Origin of the sequence: Aeromonas molluscorum, assembly GCF_051376105.1 — a bacterium.
In the GTDB taxonomy this organism is placed as follows: Bacteria; Pseudomonadota; Gammaproteobacteria; order Enterobacterales; family Aeromonadaceae; genus Aeromonas; species Aeromonas molluscorum.
This window is the reverse complement of the sequence record NZ_JBPQCY010000001.1, coordinates 400,749-416,791: the sequence shown is the minus strand read 5'-3', so window position 1 is coordinate 416,791 and position 16,043 is coordinate 400,749. Positions and strand designations below refer to the sequence as shown.

Genomic DNA, 16,043 nt, shown 5'->3' with positions numbered 1-16,043 from the left:
GCTTGATACGGACAGAAATTGGCGCTTTGTTGGTCAGTGTCGCGGCTTTCTGCCCGGCCTGAGCGTCCTGGCCCTGCCATCAGCTGACAAGGCACATTCTTGCTTGCTACACTGGCCGCACTTGGCTTACGTCCGGTGGCTGGTTTCCTGTTCGCCGCCGAGGATGACGCGGCCGCTTCTCCCAAGGGATCCCAATCAATGAAGAAGATGCATGTCTTGCTGCTATGCGGTGGCGGTGGCTCCGAGCACGAAGTCTCTCTGCGTAGCGCCAATTTCCTCGAGCAACAGCTCGGTTTCCTGGCCGATGTCGAAGTGACCCGGGTCGAGATGTTTGCCGATCGCTGGCTCAGTGCCGACGGCCGCGAGTGCAAGCTGGGGCTCGACAGGCTGCTCTCCTTTGACAGCGTGGCGCGACCGGTGGATTTCGTGGTGCCCTGTATCCACGGTTACCCGGGCGAGACCGGCGATCTGCAATCTTTTCTCGAGCTTGCCGGGTTGCCTTATCTCGGTTGCGATGCCGAGGCGAGCAAGATCTGCTTCAACAAGATCAGTACCAAGCTGTGGCTCTCCGCCATCAATATTCCCAATACCCCTTATCTGTTCCTGACCCAGCAGGATGAGAGCAGCCTGAGCGAAGCCAAAGCTGCTCTGGCCAAGTGGGGCAGGGTGTTCATCAAGGCGGCCTGTCAGGGCTCCTCCGTGGGTTGCTACTCCGCCAGCACCGAAACCGAGCTGGTGCAGAGCATCAAGGATGCCTTCGGTTATTCCGAGCAGGTATTGATCGAGAAAGCGGTCAAGCCGCGGGAGCTGGAAGTGGCGGTATATCAATATGGTGACGAGCTGGTGGCGACCTATCCGGGTGAGATCTGCGTGCCGACCGACAAATTCTACACCTACGAAGAGAAGTACAGCAGCGCCAGCCACACGGCGACCAGCCTCAAGGCAGAGGGCTTGACCCAGGCCCAGAGCGAGGCCATTCAGGCCTATGCCCTCAAGGCATTCCGTCAGCTGAAGCTGACTCACCTGTCGCGTATCGATTTCTTCCTGACCGAAGATGGCGAGATCCTGCTCAACGAGATCAACACCTTCCCCGGCATGACCCCCATCTCCATGTTCCCGAAATTGCTGGAACATCACGGTCACCGTTTTGCGCAGTTCCTCGAAGGCATAGTACGCAAACCCGCATAAGGGCAGACCGCAAGGTACAAGACAAGAGAGGGGCCCCGGGGCCCCTCTCTTGTTGATGGCGGCTTATGTCTGTGAACACTCCCCGGCTGCCGGGGTAAACAGCCAGATGTGCGCCCCTTGGGGGTCGGCTATCAGCGCCATGCGGCCGACGGTGGGGATATCCATGGCCGGGACCACCAGGCTGCCGCCATGCCGGGTGACCTTGGCGACTCGGGCATCCACATCATCGACTGCGATGTAGGTCGCCCAATGAGGCGGCACCCCTTCCATCTGCGGATTGCCGCCAGTGGCCTGTACCCCGGCGATGGGGCGGCCATTGGCGACCAGCATCGGGTAGTCAACCCCTTCCAGGGCCGTTTGCTGTACCTCCCAGCCGAGTACTTGGGTATAGAAGCGGATCCCCGCTTCGCTATCGGGCACATAGAGTTCGTGCCAGGTGAAAGTAGTGCCAGCGGCCAGGGCGTGTTCCCGGGCCTGATCATTGCTTTGCTCTGCCATTTTGATCTCTCGTCTGGGGGCCACCCCCGAGTGGAGCGACCGTGCGGCTTTGAGTATAGAAAGAGCCAGACCGACTAGGAGGGGCCTTGCCGCACAAGGGCTCGCTCGCTACAATCCTGCCCCTTTTCGTCCTCTTTTGTGCCGAGTCACCCTTCATGAAGCCAGTCCCCGATCATGCCGTCAATCGCCTGCGAACCTGGCGCAAGAGTATCTCCACCCGTCCTTTTCTGGCCCGGGGCGGGAGTGTGCCACGGTGCGAGGCCTGCCAGCTGCGCCGTGATTGGTGCGCCTGTGACTGGCGGCCCGAGCTCAAGGCCGAGGTGGGCTTCTGTCTGTTGATGTATGACAGCGAGCCGATGAAGCCCTCCAACACGGGACGACTCATCGCCGATGTCTTGCCGGGCAAGACCTGGGCCTTTCTCTGGTCGCGCACCGAGCCCCACCCCGAGTTGCTGGCCCTGTTAAGGGATCCTGAATGGCAACCTTATGTGGTGTTTCCGGCGAGCGAGAAGGCGCCGGCCCGCCTGACCGAGCAGCTGTTGACCGCGCCGGGCAAGAGGCCTTTGTTCATCTTGCTCGATGGAACCTGGCCCGAGGCGCGCAAGATGTTTAACAAAAGCCCCTATCTCGATGCGCTGCCCGTGCTGGCCGTGCGTCCCGAGAGCCTCTCCACCTATGGCATGAGGGTGGCCCCCAAGGAGCATCAGCTCTGCACCGCCGAGGTGGCGGCCTGCGTGCTGGAAGTCGCCGGAGAGGCGCAGGCCGGACTGGGGCTGCAGCTGTGGTTCAACCTGTTCAGCAGCCGCTACATGGCCGGTCGGGTCAATCGCTGGCCGGGGGAGGAGGACGCCGTCCTGCAGCAGGCGCTTGTCCCTTTCTTGAATCCGATGCGGGAAAATGATGAAAATCGGGAATCAACCCTGGATTGAGTCATAGCCTCAGGGGTGGAGCGCCCTGCAAGGCGGGCAATGGCAGTCAGATAAATGGTGAAAATCAGGAATTGATTGGCTGCCATTGTTTCGTTATGTGAATGGGTGAACCGCGCTTAGGATAGGCGCAACCGGCTCCTGCACCCCCTCTCTTTGCGGGGCAGGAGCCCTGTGTTGTCTCGTCTGACTGAGGTGAAAATGGAATTTGAGCTTACCACCCTTATCTTGTTGTTCGGTGTCGCCCTGGCAGCCGGTTTCATCGACGCCATCGCCGGGGGGGGCGGTTTGCTGACGGTGCCAGCCCTGCTGGCGACCGGCATGCCTCCCGCTCTGGTACTGGGGACCAACAAGTTGCAGAGCAGTTTCGGCTCCTTCTCCGCCACCTGGTTCTATGCCCGTCGGGGGTTGATAGAGTGGCACATCATCTGGCCCGCGGTCATTTTCACCTTTATCGGCGCCGCATTGGGTTCCCTGGCGGTGCAGACCATAGACGCCGCCATCCTGGAGCGGCTGCTCCCCTTCCTGCTGGTGGCCTTTGCCTGCTACTTCTACTTCTCCCCCAGGGTGAGCGATGCGGAAAGCACCCGGCGTCTTACCCCCATGTTGTTTGCCCTGCTGGTCGGCGGTGGGGTCGGTTTCTATGATGGCTTCTTCGGTCCGGGCACCGGCTCCTTCTTTGCCATCGGCTTCGTCGCCCTGGCGGGGTTTGGCATGGCGCGGGCCACAGCTCACACCAAGCTGCTCAATTTCACCTCCAACATCGCCTCGCTGATCTTCTTTGCCCTCGGCGGCAAGGTGGTGTGGAGCGTCGGCTTTGCCATGGCGCTTGGGCAGTTCATTGGCGCGCGTTTTGGATCAAAGCTGGTGTTGATAAAAGGGGTGAAACTCATCAAACCCTTGCTGGTCACCATCTCACTGCTGATGTCGGCCAAGCTTATCTGGAGCCAGTATCCCGCCCTGTTTGCCTGGTTGCACTGAAACACTGGGTCTGGGGCCGGCTTGCCATGCCGCATCCGAGGCGCCGGATCAGCGGTCAAGGGGCGCGAGCTTGGCGAAGTGGCGAGTCAGGGCCTGGATCAGGCGGCTGGCTCTATCTCGCTTGAGGCTACTGGGTCGGTAGATGAGATGGATGGGGCGACTGATGCCGGGCAGAGGCCGAGCCTGCTGGCCCTGTTCACCGACCAGCGCCAGCAGGCCTTCGGGCAACATCACAGGCCCCATGCCCGCCTTGGCCAGCTCGATCAGCGCCAGATAGGAGTCAAGCTGCATGCGCGGCGCCAACCCCAGCTCTGCCAAGGGGGCCACCAGATAGCGGTTGACCGGGTTCTCCAGATCCATGGTGAACAAGCTGGCCGCTGTCCCTCTTTCCTCCTCCTCACCTACCAGATAGAAGGGTTCGTCCCGCAGCAGCGCGGCGTGCAAACCGTGTCCGGGGGGTAGACGCCCGGCACAGACGCCGAGCAGGGCCTCACCGGCTCGCACCCGGGCCAGGATCACCGGCGTGTGGTGGGTGGAGATCTGCAGGTAGGGGTCCTGGCGCAGATAGCTGGCCATGAAGGGGGCCAGGTAGCCGGCCAGCAGGGTTTCGGAGCAGGCGACGGGCAGGGGGTGGGCATCGGTGAGGGTCTGGCTGTCGGCCAGCAGCCCCTTCATCTCGGCCAGGGTGGGGCCGAGACGGGCCAGCAGCTCGTGGGCCTGGGGAGTGAGCCTGATCTGGCGGCCATCGGGTTCGATCAACTTCTTGCCGAGCCGCTGTTCCAGCTGACTGATGCGTTTGCTGACCGCCGACTGGCTGATATAGAGGCGACTGGCAACCTTGCCCATGGTGCCCTCGCTCGCCAGCAGAAACAGGGTATCCAGCCCTTCCAGTAACATATTTGGTACCTCTCGAACATATCCGGCCCCCACCTTAGGAGCTTAAGGTGCGAGAGGCAAGGGCATCAGGCCGGCTGGGGCTTGAGACGCTTTGGCAAGCCGAAGATCACCAGGTTACCGAGCAGACAGACCGCCATGCCCAGCATGGATACCGGCTGCCAGACAAATCCCTCATACAGGGTAGAGAGGCCCAGGGCGACCAGGGGGAAGAGCACAGTGGCGTAGGCCGCCTTGCTTGCCCCGATCCGCCCGACCAGGGTCAGATAGGCGGTAAAGGCGATGACGGAGCCGAACAGTGCCAGATAGAGGAGGGCGCCCCAGTAGCGGGTGCCGGTTGGCCAGACCAGCTCCTGCCCCAGTAGCTGTACCCAGCCAAACAACAGCATGACCCCGTACAACATGCCCCATGGCACCATCTGCAACACGGTGAAGCCCTGGCGTTGACCCCGGGCCGAGACCAGATTGCCGAGGGAGAAACAGAGCGTACCGGCGCAGGCGAAGGCGAGCCCCTTCCAGGCCTGGGCTCCGAGGCTGCTCGACATCAGGCTGGGCCAGAACAGCAGCAGGGTGCCGATCAGTCCCATCAACGAACCCTGCAACCATTGGCGGCTGGGTTTTTGCTTCTCGAACAGCCAGAGATTGAGGCCGTTGAAGATGCTGGCGCAGGCGAATACCACGGCGGAAAGACCGCTGGGGATATATTGGGTGGCGTGGTAGAAGCAGAGGAAGTTGGTGGAAAAGAGCAGGGCGCCAAGCAGGGCGGCATAGCCCTGGCCTTGCCTAGGCAGCCGGGGAAATCTGCCGCTTACCGTGAGCAGGGCAAAAAGCCCCAGCGCCGCCAAGGCGAAGCGGTAGAGCACCGAGACCTCGATGGGGATGGGACCCAGTTGCCAGGCGATGGCAATCCAGGTGCTGCCCCAGATGAGCACGGTGGCGAGATAGAGAGTCAAATTCATCATGGTGATCCTTGATACGGCGGCAGGGAGTAGCAGGAGAGCCAGGCCCAGTCTCGATGGGCTCAGTCCGATGGTCTTAGCATGGTGTGCCTCGGCCCGCGCCGGGTTACAGGATCTTGCGGTTATTTTTGCCAAGGGCTCTCCGATGGCTGCCATCTGGCGGGGCGGGCGAGTAGACTGGAAACGGATTGGCGGGCTTCAGGGTTGGCAGACGAGCACCCGGGCGCCAGCCGGGTTGTGGGATCTTCAGGATGAGAGAGGCGACATGGCAGCAGGGGTATTCGATGCACTGGTCAGCACGGGGGCGCGGCTCGAGGCTAGCCACTGGCTGGAGCCAGGGCTCGGGCTGGCCAGCTGGCGCAACTGCTTCGATCAGACTCGCTATCACAGGCCCGGTCATCACACCCTGAGCGTCTATCTGGAAGGGGGTGAGCAGACGGAGCGACTCGATGGCCCAGGAGGCCATGGCGGCGTCGGCAAGATCTGCCTGATGCCGGATCACCACAGATCAGAGTGGCTGGTGCGTGAGGAGTTTCGCTTCTTCCACCTCTATTTCAGCCCGGCACACCTGATGCGGATAGCAGAGGAGGTCTGCGATCGGGAGGGGCGTCACCTGCAACTCGATGACAAGACCTTCATCGACGATGCCGTCTTGATGAGGCTGGCCAACCAGCTTCAACGCCTTGACTGGCAAGAGGCGGGCAATCGGCTGGCCCTCGGCGGGCTGTGCAATCAGCTGTTGTTGCACACCTTTAGCCGGCACACCCAGGAGGCGCCGCCTTTGGTGCAGCCCAAAGGGGGGCTGGCACCGGCAGCGGCGCGGCGAGTATGCGACTACATGACAGCCCGCCTTGCGCAGCCCATCTTGCTGGGCGAGCTGGCGGCCGAGGCCAGCTTGAGCGAATTTCACTTCAGTCGCATGTTCGCCCAAACCCTGGGTACGTCGCCCCATCGCTACCTGCAAGGATTGCGATTGCGCCGTGCCAAGCAGCTCTTGCTGGCCGGCGCCTCCCTGGAGGAGGTGGCTAGCCAATGCGGCTTCTCGTCCGCCGCGCACCTCGGCAACCGCTTTCGTGATGATTTCGGCTTGAGTCCGGGACAGTGGCGCAGTCGCGTGTCATCGAACTGTCATGCTGGGCGGGGATAGTGGCGGCGCGCCCATAAGCCGCGCGCATCATCCAACATGATCCAACCCTGATAAAAAGGAACGCTCTTGAAACAAAGCAAACGTCAGGCTCGCAGCCGCCATCTCTGGTTCAGTCACTGGAATGTCCGCCGCGGGTTCCTGCCTCTCCCTTGTGTTCCCGAACCCGAAGTGCCTCACAGTTCTCGTTGAAATCTTCCTCCCTGCCATAGGCAGTCGGCGCCAAGTTTGCCACTATGACCCCCAGACGTTGACTGCTGTCATGGGGCGCTATGTTTCTGGAACGTATCGAGATAAAAGGCTTTCGCGGGATAAATCGCCTCTCGCTCAGCCTGGATAACACCACGGTGCTCATCGGTGAGAACGCCTGGGGGAAATCGAGCCTGCTGCGGGCACTCTGGTGCCTGCTGGGCCAGGAAGCAGAACCCTATCAGTTCAATGCCGATGACTTCCACAGGCCCGAAGATCCCGAACTGGCCTCGGCGCGCAACCTGCAACTGGTGCTCACCTTCAGCGAATACAGACCCGAGATGTGCCTGCGCTCCCAGCGTCTGGCCCGGCTTGCCCCGGTCTGGATCGGCCACAAAGACAAATTCCATCGCATCCACTACCGGGCCTGCGCCGAGTTGCAAGATGACGGTAGCGTCGTGAGTCACCATGATTTTCTCGATGGGATTGGCAAGGTGCTGGAGGGGGTGGATAGCGGGCCTCTGGTCACTCTGATTATCACCATGAACCCGGTATTTCGACTACGCGATGCCCGCAGTGCCCGGTTAGATCAGGAGGCGTTCTCCTGGCCTGAGCCCAGCGAGCATCACCTTGGCAAGCTGATGGAGAAGATGGGGGATGAGCCACAGCGCATCGGTGAAGAGGAGCTCAAGGAGGCGCTCAGCGCGGTGCGCCAGTTGACGGATCACTACTTCAAAGCCTTGGCCCCCATCAAATACAAGCCGCGCAGCCAGCGGGAGATCATCAACAGGCCCATGACACTGCGCAATCCCGGCAATCTGCAGAGCCTGTTGCGCGGCGCCGACAACCGGGCGCTGCAATTGGCGATGGCCGGCATGGCCGGCGCCTTGCTCAATGCTCGCGGCAATCGGGAGCTGGAGCAGGGGGCCAGGCCCATCATGATCGTGGAGGATCCGGAGAGCCGGCTTCACCCCACCATGCTCTCCCTGGCCTGGGGGCTGCTTGAGCAATTGCCGGCGCAGAAGCTGCTTACCACCAACTCAGGAGATCTGCTCTCTTCTTTGCCCCTGAATCAGGTCCGCCGCCTGGTGCGTCGTCAGCAGGACATCCTCTGCCATCAGTTGGGAGGGGAGCGCTACAGCAGCGACGACCTGCGTAAAATCGCCTTTCATGTGCGCATCAACAGACCCATGTCGCTGTTTGCCCGCTGCTGGTTACTGGTGGAGGGGGAGACCGAGATCTGGCTGCTGTCAGAGCTGGCCCAGATCTGCGGCTACAGCCTGCGGGCCGAAGGGGTGCGCATCATTGAGTTCGCCCAGTGCGGTCAGGCGCCCCTCATCAAGGTGGCCCGGGACTTTGGCATAGAGTGGCACTTGCTCACCGACGGTGACGAGGCCGGGATAAAATACGCCAGCTCGGCCCGATCCTTGCTCAAGGGGGAGCGGGAGCAGGATCGCCTGACGCAATTGCCCGCCGCCGACATAGAGCATTATCTCTATCACAATGGCTTCGAGGCGGTATTTCGGCGTGAAGCCGGTGTCGGCGGGCGCTCCTCACTCAACGCCAGCCGCATCATCAACAAGGCGATCCACCATCGCAGCAAGCCCGGCATGGCGCTGGCCGTGGTGGAGGAGGCGGAGCGTCTGGGCCGTGACCATATCCCGGTGGTGATCCGCCAGCTGTTCAAACGCCTGGTTGCCCAGGCGAGGGGCCAGGGCTAGGCGTTTGGTTCCGCTTTGAGTTTGGGTATACTCGCCCCCTTCATCACAGGAGGCGTTCATGTTATCCCAATTACCCCTATGGCTTTATCCCCTGAGTGGCCTGATGGCACTCGGGGCCCTCGCTTGGCTGGCTCTGGTGCTGTGGCGCGGGGATCTCTGCCCGGGCCAACGCTCGCGTATCCTCCAGCAGAGCTTCTCGGTCTGGGTCATCAGCGGCCTGTCAGTGATGTTGGCGGTGGAGGCCAAGGCGCCCCAGTGGCAAGTCTGGCTCGGTGGCGCCGCGCTGGTGCTTGGTATCGGTGTCTCCTTGCTGCAGTCGCGACTGGAGGGCAAACGTGCCATTCCCGCCAACTGGCTGTTGTTGCCAGCCTTGCCCTTGAGCCTCTATGGACTGGGTCTCCTGGCCAGTGCGGGGTGGGTGAGTGGTCTGCTGCAAATGGTGCTGCTGGGCGCCGCCTTTGCACACCTGATGCTGCTGCGGGCCCGCCACCGGTTGCAGGCGTTCAATACCCTGTTACCCATGGCGGGGCTCGGGGCGGCGATTGCCAGCCTGCTCTGGTTTGCGGCCCTGATGTTGGCAAACCAGCCAACTGAGACGGTGCTGGATGCCCTGCTGCCTTGGGTCTTGACCCAGACCTTGCTGCTCATCGCCACCTTGCTGCTCTGGTTCAGCCCCATCTATCTGCGGCGCGAGACGGCCCCCGTGGTGTTGTCGACGACCCTTTGCGGTCTGCTGATTGCCGAGATTGCGGCCACAGGCGCCTTGCATATGTTGAACTGAGACTGCGTATTCCTGGGGGACGGCCGAGCCTGGATCAGCCGGCTTGGCTCTTCCGGTCGATGAGCCGCGGATGGTCTCTCCTGATGGGCTGCCCGTTTGCCGCGCCCCGTGAGCCGCGGATGGTCTCTCCTGATGGGCGCGTTATGAACCAGCAGAGCCAGCCCCATGACAGCGGCGCCTGTCGCTCTGCAAGACATAAGGGGAGGTTTCAGAGGCAAGAGCTTGTTTCATCGCATAAAAAGTCAGCATGGTGCTGGGAAAAGGTGCTGTTAGCGCCGCATTAATCTACATACTCAACTTTATCAAGATTTTTGCTTGCAATATTTGCGCTGGCGCCTATTATTGGCGACCTCAGACGCGGGGTGGAGCAGTTCGGTAGCTCGTCGGGCTCATAACCCGAAGGTCGTTGGTTCAAATCCAGCCCCCGCAACCACACACACTCATGATGTTTGTCGCCAAGTGAAGATGACTTGAGTGAAGCAATACCCAACCAGGCAACTGCTCAGCCATGTCGGGACAATTCGGACGCGGGGTGGAGCAGCTCGGTAGCTCGTCGGGCTCATAACCCGAAGGTCGTTGGTTCAAATCCAGCCCCCGCAACCACACACAGTCTTGCTGTTCATCCGTGAACCTCAAGGCGCACTCGAGATGGCAACTGCTCTGCCATATCGGGACAATTCGGACGCGGGGTGGAGCAGCTCGGTAGCTCGTCGGGCTCATAACCCGAAGGTCGTTGGTTCAAATCCAGCCCCCGCAACCACACACAGTCTTGCTGTTCACTCGTGAACCTCAAGGCGCACTCGAGATGGCAACTGCTCTGCCATGTCGGGACAATTCGGACGCGGGGTGGAGCAGCTCGGTAGCTCGTCGGGCTCATAACCCGAAGGTCGTTGGTTCAAATCCAGCCCCCGCAACCACACACAGTCTTGCTGTTCACTCGTGAACCTCAAGGCGCACTCGAGATGGCAACTGCTCTGCCATGTCGGGACAATTCGGACGCGGGGTGGAGCAGCTCGGTAGCTCGTCGGGCTCATAACCCGAAGGTCGTTGGTTCAAATCCAGCCCCCGCAACCACACACAGTCTTGCTGTTCACTTGTGAACCTCAAGGCGCACTCGAGATGGCAACTGCTCTGCCATATCGGGACAATTCGGACGCGGGGTGGAGCAGCTCGGTAGCTCGTCGGGCTCATAACCCGAAGGTCGTTGGTTCAAATCCAGCCCCCGCAACCACACACAGTCTTGCTGTTCATCCGTGAACCTCAAGGCGCACTCGAGATGGCAACTGCTCTGCCATGTCGGGACAATTCGGACGCGGGGTGGAGCAGCTCGGTAGCTCGTCGGGCTCATAACCCGAAGGTCGTTGGTTCAAATCCAGCCCCCGCAACCACACACAGTCTTGCTGTTCACTCGTGAACCTCAAGGCGCACTCGAGATGGCAACTGCTCTGCCATGTCGGGACAATTCGGACGCGGGGTGGAGCAGCTCGGTAGCTCGTCGGGCTCATAACCCGAAGGTCGTTGGTTCAAATCCAGCCCCCGCAACCACACAGAGTCTTGCTGTTCACTCGTGAACCTCAAGGCGCACTCGAGATGGCAACTGCTCTGCCATGTCGGGACAATTCGGACGCGGGGTGGAGCAGCTCGGTAGCTCGTCGGGCTCATAACCCGAAGGTCGTTGGTTCAAATCCAGCCCCCGCAACCACTTTCTCGTAGCTCTTCCCCTTCAATATTTCCTCATTGCTTTAGATCTCCCTTGCGCGTGTCCGGTATCTGCGGATTTTTTGCATCTCTGCCATTTCCCTTATCCCATATGGCGCCGCCCCATGGCGATCTGCTCCTGCTCAGGTATCATCTGCTCTCTTCTGTTTTCCATGGATGAGGCTGCGCTAAATGCTCGATTTTTCCTATCAGGCCCCCAACATAGACAATGAACCTCGGGATCTTGATCAGTTCATGGGGCTGAGTTCCCCTCTCAAGCTATTGATCTGCCATCAGAGTCTGAAAGAGACGCTGCTTGCGCGCACCGAACTGGTGTCAGCCACCCTGCAAGCGGCCCTGGGGCAGGAGGGGCCTTATCTGTGCCCGATCACCGATTCAACTGCTCGGCCAGGGTTGCTTATGCTGATATTCAGCCCGGCGCTGGGATCCGGTCATGAACGCTTCAAAAAGATCCGGCAGTGGATTGCGCCCCTTGCCCAATACCATACCGAGCAGCTGAGTCTGCATCTGGAAGGGTTCGAGTCCGCAGAAAGAGCGCGACTCGGAGAGGTAGTACTGGCCAGCCTGTTGGCCGCCAACGTGACCTTGCCGAGCCAGAAGCGCGAGACCAAGCTGGTCACCGCCTATCGTCAGATCTCAAGTTCCCCCGCGTTTCCCCTGGATGCGGCGCGCCTGTGTGCCGAGGCAGAGGGCAATGCCCTGGCCCGCCATCTCGGGGTGTTGCCGGCATCGGTACTCAATGCGAGCGGCTACCGGCAGCGGGTGAAAGAGATGGCCAGTATCGAGGGGTGGCACTGGCAAGAATATGATGAGTCTGCACTGAAAGGCCTGGGCGCCGGTGCCTTCCTCGCGGTGAGCCGGGGCGCCGAGGATAGCCAGGGCGCCATCGTGAAACTCAGTTATCTACCCGCGGGCGCCACCCAGCAGCTGGCCCTGGTGGGCAAGGGGATCTGCCACGATTCGGGCGGCTACAACCTCAAGGTGGGGGGCTCCATGTATGGTATGCATCTCGATATGGGGGGGAGCGCTGTGGCACTCGGTACCCTGCTCGCCATTAGCCGAGCCAGACTGCCGGTGCAGGTTCACTGCTGGCTGGCCATCGCCGAGAACCACATAGGCCCGCAGGCTTATCGTCCCGGTGAGGTGGTCACCGCTTGCAATGGCACCACCATCGAGGTGGTGGACACGGATGCCGAGGGACGCATGGTGCTGGCCGATGCCCTGGCGCTGGCGGCGCGGGACGAACCTGATCTCATCATCGACTACGCCACCCTGACCGGTGCCTGCAAACGGGCGCTGGGCAGTCGTTATAGCGGCGCCTTTACCAACCAGGCCGGGTGGCTGCCGAGCCTGATCCAGCTGGGGCAAGAGAGTGGTGAACGGGTTTGGCCCTTCCCGCTGGACAGTGATTATGATGAGGCGCTGGAGAGTGAATGGGCGGATCTGTTGCAGTGCGCCCCTGGCGCCTCGCCGGATCATATCGATGCGACCCGTTTTCTCAGTCGTTTCGTGCCAGCCGATACCCCCTGGTTGCATCTGGACTTGTCCGGTTATCGCAACAAGGGCGGCAATGGGGTGGTTGGCAGCGAGGTAACGGGCTTCGGGGTGCGGTTTACCCTGGCACTGCTGGCCGACTGGCAGGCCGGCAAGCTGGGATCCTGACTGGATCCCGTCCGCGCCCTGGCTGATAATGGCGTCCTGCTTGTCGGCCCGGTCGTCAAAGATGAGTGGCTTTTGGCATCGAAAGGCCACTCATTGCCAAGGGTTGACCACTGTTTAGCCCGTTTGGCCGGGTCAATGCCAGCTTTCATTTTCCATGTAGTAAAGGATTGATATGAATACGCCATCTTATGACTGGGTACTGTTTGATCTTGATGAAACCCTGGTGGATTTCCCGGTGGATCTCGCCTTGGAGCAGACTTTGCAGCTGCACGGTATCGCAGCGAGTGAAGCGCGGATGAGTGAGTATCGTGAGCTCAATCATCGACTGTGGGGCCAGTACAACAGTGGTGAAATAGATGCCCAGCATTTGCAACAGACCCGCTTCTCGCCCTTCGTCCCAGAAGGCCTCGACCCCCTCGCCATGAATAACACCTTCCTCATGCAGATCATTGCGCTGAGCCAGCCCCTGGACGGGGTGGTGGAGACCTTGCTGCGATTGAAGGAGCGGGTGAGCATGGGGATCATCACCAATGGCTTTAGCTTGCCCCAGCGCGGTCGTCTGGCCAAGCTCGGTTGGCACGACTGGTTTGCGCCGCTGATCATCTCGGATGAGGTGCAAGTCACCAAGCCGTCAGCGGCTATCTTCGAGCGGAGCCTGGCATTAATGGGTCGGCCGGATCCGGCCCGGGTGCTGATGGTGGGGGATAATCCCAAGACTGACATTGCGGGCGCGGCAGCCATGGGGCTGGCTACCTGCTGGTATAACCCCCAAGGTCAGGAGGGGGACTGTGCCCCGACCCACGAGATCCGCCACTTCAGCCATCTGGCCGACATCGTACTGCGATAGCTGGCACTGGCAGTACCGAGAGAGATTGTTGAGATGAGCGTACTGACAGAGGGCGGGGATAGACCTACATAGTGCCTGAAACAAGCATCAGGCTGACGGAATGTGATAAAAACAGGCAGCCATCAGGCTGCCTGTTTCATTGGCAGATCCCCGCCAAGCATGTGGGGAACTGCTTGCTGGCAGCCAATCCTCATTATTGGATCAGGGCACAGCCTGTGCGCGATAGCGCGCTCGAGCAATGTGGCCCCCTGGCTATCAGGGTTGCATGGACGCCGAGCGATGGTGCGGCATCAAGGGTTCAAGACACAGCCAGCCTGTGCTGGATAAAACGCTCCAGCAAGCCAACCCCATGGGCCATTACGGTTTCATCGAAGTTGAATGCGGGGTGATGGTGGGGAGCACTGAGGTCGGCACCCAGGATCAGGTAAGCCGCCTGACCGCCATTGCGCTGCACCCGCTCGATGAGGAAACCCGCATCCTCACTCGCCCCGAAGCGTCGGGTGTGTACCGTATTGAGGGCCATGGCGTCGGCCAGGGGCATCAGCTCCTCGATGAGTTCAGGGCTGTTGTTGATACCGATGGCTTCACCCTGCTTGCGAATGAGATAACTCACCCCCTGCATCAGGGCGGCCCCCTCAACGATGCGTTGCACCTGACCAAACACATAGTCGTTGAGCGCAGGACTGGCCCCCCGGGTTTCCCCTTGCAGGCGTGCCTGACCCGGGATCACATTGCGACCGCTGCCGCCACTGAGCTGCCCGACATTGATACGGGTCATGCCGTCGCGATGGCGGGGGATGCCGAGCATGGCGGTGGTTGCCATGCACGCCGCGGCCAGGGCATTGTGCCCCGCGTTGGGTTCGAGCCCGGCGTGGGCCGACTCTCCCATGAATTCCACGTCAAACTTGGTCGAACAGAGAAATTCGGTGGGGTTGAGCACCAACTCGCCACTGGCGGCATGAATACCGATGTGCAGGGCCAGCAGCGCGTCAACATCATCGAGTTGACCGCCCGCCGCCAGTGCCTTGCCGCCTCGGCATCCCTCTTCCGCCGGTTGGAAGAAGAGCTTGATTCGCCCTCCCAGTTGCTCGGCTTGGGCCATGATCCGCTCCGCCAGTACCAGACCGATGGCGGTATGACCATCATGGGCACAAGCGTGCATCCAACCCGGGTTGTGAGACTGCCATGCCTCCTGGTTGGGCTGATGCTGCTCGCCGCCATCTTCGTCAACTTCCACTGCGTCTATGTCGAAGCGAAACCCCAAGGTCGGGCCGGGTCGCCCGCTGTCCCAGAGTCCCATGACGCCGGTCAGGTTTTCGATGCGCGCCAACCAGTCGGGGTTGGCCCCTTGGCGCAAGGCGCGCTCCTTCTGTGCTGCCACATCTATCTGGCGACCCATCACCAATGAACTGGCCAGCAGGGCATCTCCCAGCATGACTGTGAAACCGAGTTCATTGAGGCGATGTGCGATGAGTGAGCTGGTACGAAATTCACACCAGGCCGCTTCCGGCAGGCGATGCAGGTCGCGGCGCCAGTGGCGCAGGGCGTCGATAGTCATAACGGATCCCGAGAAAAAACAGAAGAGCACCATTGTGAACCCGGGGTTGGGCAGAGTAAATCGGTGATGGGGCTGAGCAGGAGAGGTCGGACGAGCATGGCCGTCATGGGGGAATGCAGAAATGGTGCAAAAAGCACAAACAAAAACACCAACCGTGACTAATGCACAGTTGGTGTCGATTAAACAGTCGTTTTCTGGTCAGTCAGTGAGGCGGCAAGCGCCCCACATGGCTCAAAACTGGGACAGTGAAGGCAGGGAAACTGCGACCAGAGTGAAAAACACAGTGAAAACTGCTGTAACTAAGAATTCGGTCATATCTTTTCTCCCTGGCTGGCTGTTGATGGATCCAAGATAACACAAAGGGAGATTAAAACAATGGCTCATTGTGATAAATGAGCCACTTTAATGAGTTGGGAGTCCAAGTGACCGTTTTTGCATGCTGGTGTTTGAAATGCAGCCAAGTTGCCATGGTTAAAAAAATACTTAGACAAGAAAGTATTTTAAAGTTATTAATTTCAATGGTTTATGTTTGATTTGTGCCTGGGTTATGGGTGGGTCTTGAATGAGGCTTTTTAGCTTTATCCACTTTTATAAGGAATAAATGACGATCCAGCCCAGTCAAAAGCTGTCGCCGATGTCTATTTTTGACCGTCAGAAGGTCTCCTCCTCCCCTTTAAGCAGATTTTTTGAGGGTGTCGATTTTATGATCTTATCTAACGCCATGACGCGGTTCACTCTTTGACCCGAAAGAGGGGAGGGGTTGCACTCAGATTGACAAGGGGGGAGAGGGGAGAGCCAGTGGCGCCAAAAGAGAGGGAGGATAGCGCACCACGGGATCAGGGGGAGGCTGCCAGCAGGGCGGGGGCAACCTAGTATTGGGCTCTGCTTAATGGGCACCTTAATAAGCAATGGCTGATAAACACTTAATGGTAAATATATTGAGGCAGCGGGTCCGGTAATTGTTCATTTGGCTACT

The 16,043-nt window shown here is 60.2% G+C and carries 12 protein-coding genes and 9 tRNA genes; 17 read left to right on the top strand and 4 right to left on the bottom strand.

Annotation, left to right across the window (positions count from 1 at the left end; translation table 11 throughout):
• The first annotated feature begins 198 nt into the window (after window positions 1–198).
• Window positions 199–1,188, top strand: a complete 990-nt coding sequence (locus ACSMDR_RS01950; protein WP_040319366.1) for a D-alanine--D-alanine ligase — start codon at window positions 199–201, stop codon at window positions 1,186–1,188.
• 63 nt (window positions 1,189–1,251) lie between these two features.
• Here ACSMDR_RS01950 and ACSMDR_RS01945 read toward each other — a convergent pair whose 3' ends face one another.
• A complete protein-coding gene (locus ACSMDR_RS01945; RefSeq protein ID WP_436466839.1) occupies window positions 1,252–1,686 on the bottom strand; it encodes a VOC family protein in 435 nt (144 codons plus the stop codon).
• 155 nt (window positions 1,687–1,841) lie between these two features.
• On the opposite strand from ACSMDR_RS01945, the gene ACSMDR_RS01940 reads away from it, so the two are divergent.
• Both ACSMDR_RS01940 and ACSMDR_RS01935 read left to right on the top strand, forming a co-directional pair.
• On the top strand, window positions 1,842–2,615 hold the full coding sequence (locus ACSMDR_RS01940; RefSeq protein WP_040319367.1) for a tRNA-uridine aminocarboxypropyltransferase: 774 nt from the start codon (window positions 1,842–1,844) through the stop codon (window positions 2,613–2,615).
• 198 nt (window positions 2,616–2,813) lie between these two features.
• On the top strand, window positions 2,814–3,593 hold the full coding sequence (locus tag ACSMDR_RS01935) for a TSUP family transporter (protein ID WP_040319365.1): 780 nt from the start codon (window positions 2,814–2,816) through the stop codon (window positions 3,591–3,593).
• Window positions 3,594–3,641: 48 nt separating this feature from the next.
• On the opposite strand, the gene ACSMDR_RS01930 is transcribed toward ACSMDR_RS01935, so the two are convergent.
• Entirely contained in the window at window positions 3,642–4,490 is an 849-nt protein-coding gene (locus ACSMDR_RS01930; protein WP_005908150.1) for a LysR family transcriptional regulator, read from the bottom strand.
• A gap of 65 nt (window positions 4,491–4,555) precedes the next feature.
• A complete protein-coding gene (locus tag ACSMDR_RS01925) occupies window positions 4,556–5,446 on the bottom strand; it encodes a DMT family transporter (protein ID WP_436468173.1) in 891 nt (296 codons plus the stop codon).
• 265 nt (window positions 5,447–5,711) lie between these two features.
• Between ACSMDR_RS01925 and ACSMDR_RS01920 the strand changes: the two genes are divergently transcribed.
• From ACSMDR_RS01920 to yjjG, 14 genes are all read left to right on the top strand, one after another.
• Window positions 5,712–6,593, top strand: coding sequence for a helix-turn-helix domain-containing protein (locus tag ACSMDR_RS01920; protein WP_436466838.1), 882 nt, complete (start codon window positions 5,712–5,714; stop codon window positions 6,591–6,593).
• Window positions 6,594–6,862: 269 nt separating this feature from the next.
• Window positions 6,863–8,500, top strand: coding sequence for an ATP-dependent endonuclease (locus ACSMDR_RS01915; RefSeq protein WP_436466837.1), 1,638 nt, complete (start codon window positions 6,863–6,865; stop codon window positions 8,498–8,500).
• A gap of 58 nt (window positions 8,501–8,558) precedes the next feature.
• Window positions 8,559–9,281 (top strand): HI_1241 family integral membrane domain, encoded by a 723-nt coding sequence (locus tag ACSMDR_RS01910; RefSeq protein WP_436466836.1) that lies wholly within the window; start codon window positions 8,559–8,561, stop codon window positions 9,279–9,281.
• A 356-nt stretch (window positions 9,282–9,637) separates the two neighbouring features.
• Window positions 9,638–9,714, top strand: a tRNA-Met gene (locus ACSMDR_RS01905).
• Window positions 9,715–9,807: 93 nt separating this feature from the next.
• Window positions 9,808–9,884 (top strand) — tRNA-Met (locus ACSMDR_RS01900).
• Window positions 9,885–9,964: 80 nt separating this feature from the next.
• Window positions 9,965–10,041 (top strand) — tRNA-Met (locus ACSMDR_RS01895).
• 80 nt (window positions 10,042–10,121) lie between these two features.
• Window positions 10,122–10,198: transfer RNA gene (locus ACSMDR_RS01890), tRNA-Met, on the top strand.
• Between the two features lie 80 nt (window positions 10,199–10,278).
• A tRNA-Met gene (locus ACSMDR_RS01885) sits at window positions 10,279–10,355 on the top strand.
• Window positions 10,356–10,435: 80 nt separating this feature from the next.
• Window positions 10,436–10,512: transfer RNA gene (locus ACSMDR_RS01880), tRNA-Met, on the top strand.
• A gap of 80 nt (window positions 10,513–10,592) precedes the next feature.
• A tRNA-Met gene (locus ACSMDR_RS01875) sits at window positions 10,593–10,669 on the top strand.
• 80 nt (window positions 10,670–10,749) lie between these two features.
• Window positions 10,750–10,826: transfer RNA gene (locus ACSMDR_RS01870), tRNA-Met, on the top strand.
• 80 nt (window positions 10,827–10,906) lie between these two features.
• Window positions 10,907–10,983 (top strand) — tRNA-Met (locus tag ACSMDR_RS01865).
• A gap of 188 nt (window positions 10,984–11,171) precedes the next feature.
• On the top strand, window positions 11,172–12,662 hold the full coding sequence (locus ACSMDR_RS01860) for a M17 family metallopeptidase (RefSeq protein ID WP_436466835.1): 1,491 nt from the start codon (window positions 11,172–11,174) through the stop codon (window positions 12,660–12,662).
• 172 nt (window positions 12,663–12,834) lie between these two features.
• Complete coding sequence (gene yjjG, locus ACSMDR_RS01855) at window positions 12,835–13,509, top strand: pyrimidine 5'-nucleotidase (RefSeq protein WP_005909490.1); 675 nt, start codon at window positions 12,835–12,837, stop codon at window positions 13,507–13,509.
• Window positions 13,510–13,807: 298 nt separating this feature from the next.
• On the opposite strand, the gene ACSMDR_RS01850 is transcribed toward yjjG, so the two are convergent.
• Window positions 13,808–15,067, bottom strand: coding sequence for an amidohydrolase (locus tag ACSMDR_RS01850; protein WP_005909493.1), 1,260 nt, complete (start codon window positions 15,065–15,067; stop codon window positions 13,808–13,810).
• Window positions 15,068–16,043: the final 976 nt, after the last annotated feature.

Excerpts from the sequence above, each read along its gene's own strand:
- ACSMDR_RS01950 (WP_040319366.1), top strand. The coding sequence starts at position 199 with ATGAAGAAGATGCATGTCTTGCTGCTATGCGGTGGCGGTGGCTCCGAG.
- ACSMDR_RS01945 (WP_436466839.1), bottom strand. The coding sequence starts at position 1,686 with ATGGCAGAGCAAAGCAATGATCAGGCCCGGGAACACGCCCTGGCCGCT.
- ACSMDR_RS01940 (WP_040319367.1), top strand. The coding sequence starts at position 1,842 with ATGAAGCCAGTCCCCGATCATGCCGTCAATCGCCTGCGAACCTGGCGC.
- ACSMDR_RS01935 (WP_040319365.1), top strand. The coding sequence starts at position 2,814 with ATGGAATTTGAGCTTACCACCCTTATCTTGTTGTTCGGTGTCGCCCTG.
- ACSMDR_RS01930 (WP_005908150.1), bottom strand. The coding sequence starts at position 4,490 with ATGTTACTGGAAGGGCTGGATACCCTGTTTCTGCTGGCGAGCGAGGGC.
- ACSMDR_RS01925 (WP_436468173.1), bottom strand. The coding sequence starts at position 5,446 with ATGAATTTGACTCTCTATCTCGCCACCGTGCTCATCTGGGGCAGCACC.
- ACSMDR_RS01920 (WP_436466838.1), top strand. The coding sequence starts at position 5,712 with ATGGCAGCAGGGGTATTCGATGCACTGGTCAGCACGGGGGCGCGGCTC.
- ACSMDR_RS01915 (WP_436466837.1), top strand. The coding sequence starts at position 6,863 with ATGTTTCTGGAACGTATCGAGATAAAAGGCTTTCGCGGGATAAATCGC.
- ACSMDR_RS01910 (WP_436466836.1), top strand. The coding sequence starts at position 8,559 with ATGTTATCCCAATTACCCCTATGGCTTTATCCCCTGAGTGGCCTGATG.
- ACSMDR_RS01860 (WP_436466835.1), top strand. The coding sequence starts at position 11,172 with ATGCTCGATTTTTCCTATCAGGCCCCCAACATAGACAATGAACCTCGG.
- yjjG (WP_005909490.1), top strand. The coding sequence starts at position 12,835 with ATGAATACGCCATCTTATGACTGGGTACTGTTTGATCTTGATGAAACC.
- ACSMDR_RS01850 (WP_005909493.1), bottom strand. The coding sequence starts at position 15,067 with ATGACTATCGACGCCCTGCGCCACTGGCGCCGCGACCTGCATCGCCTG.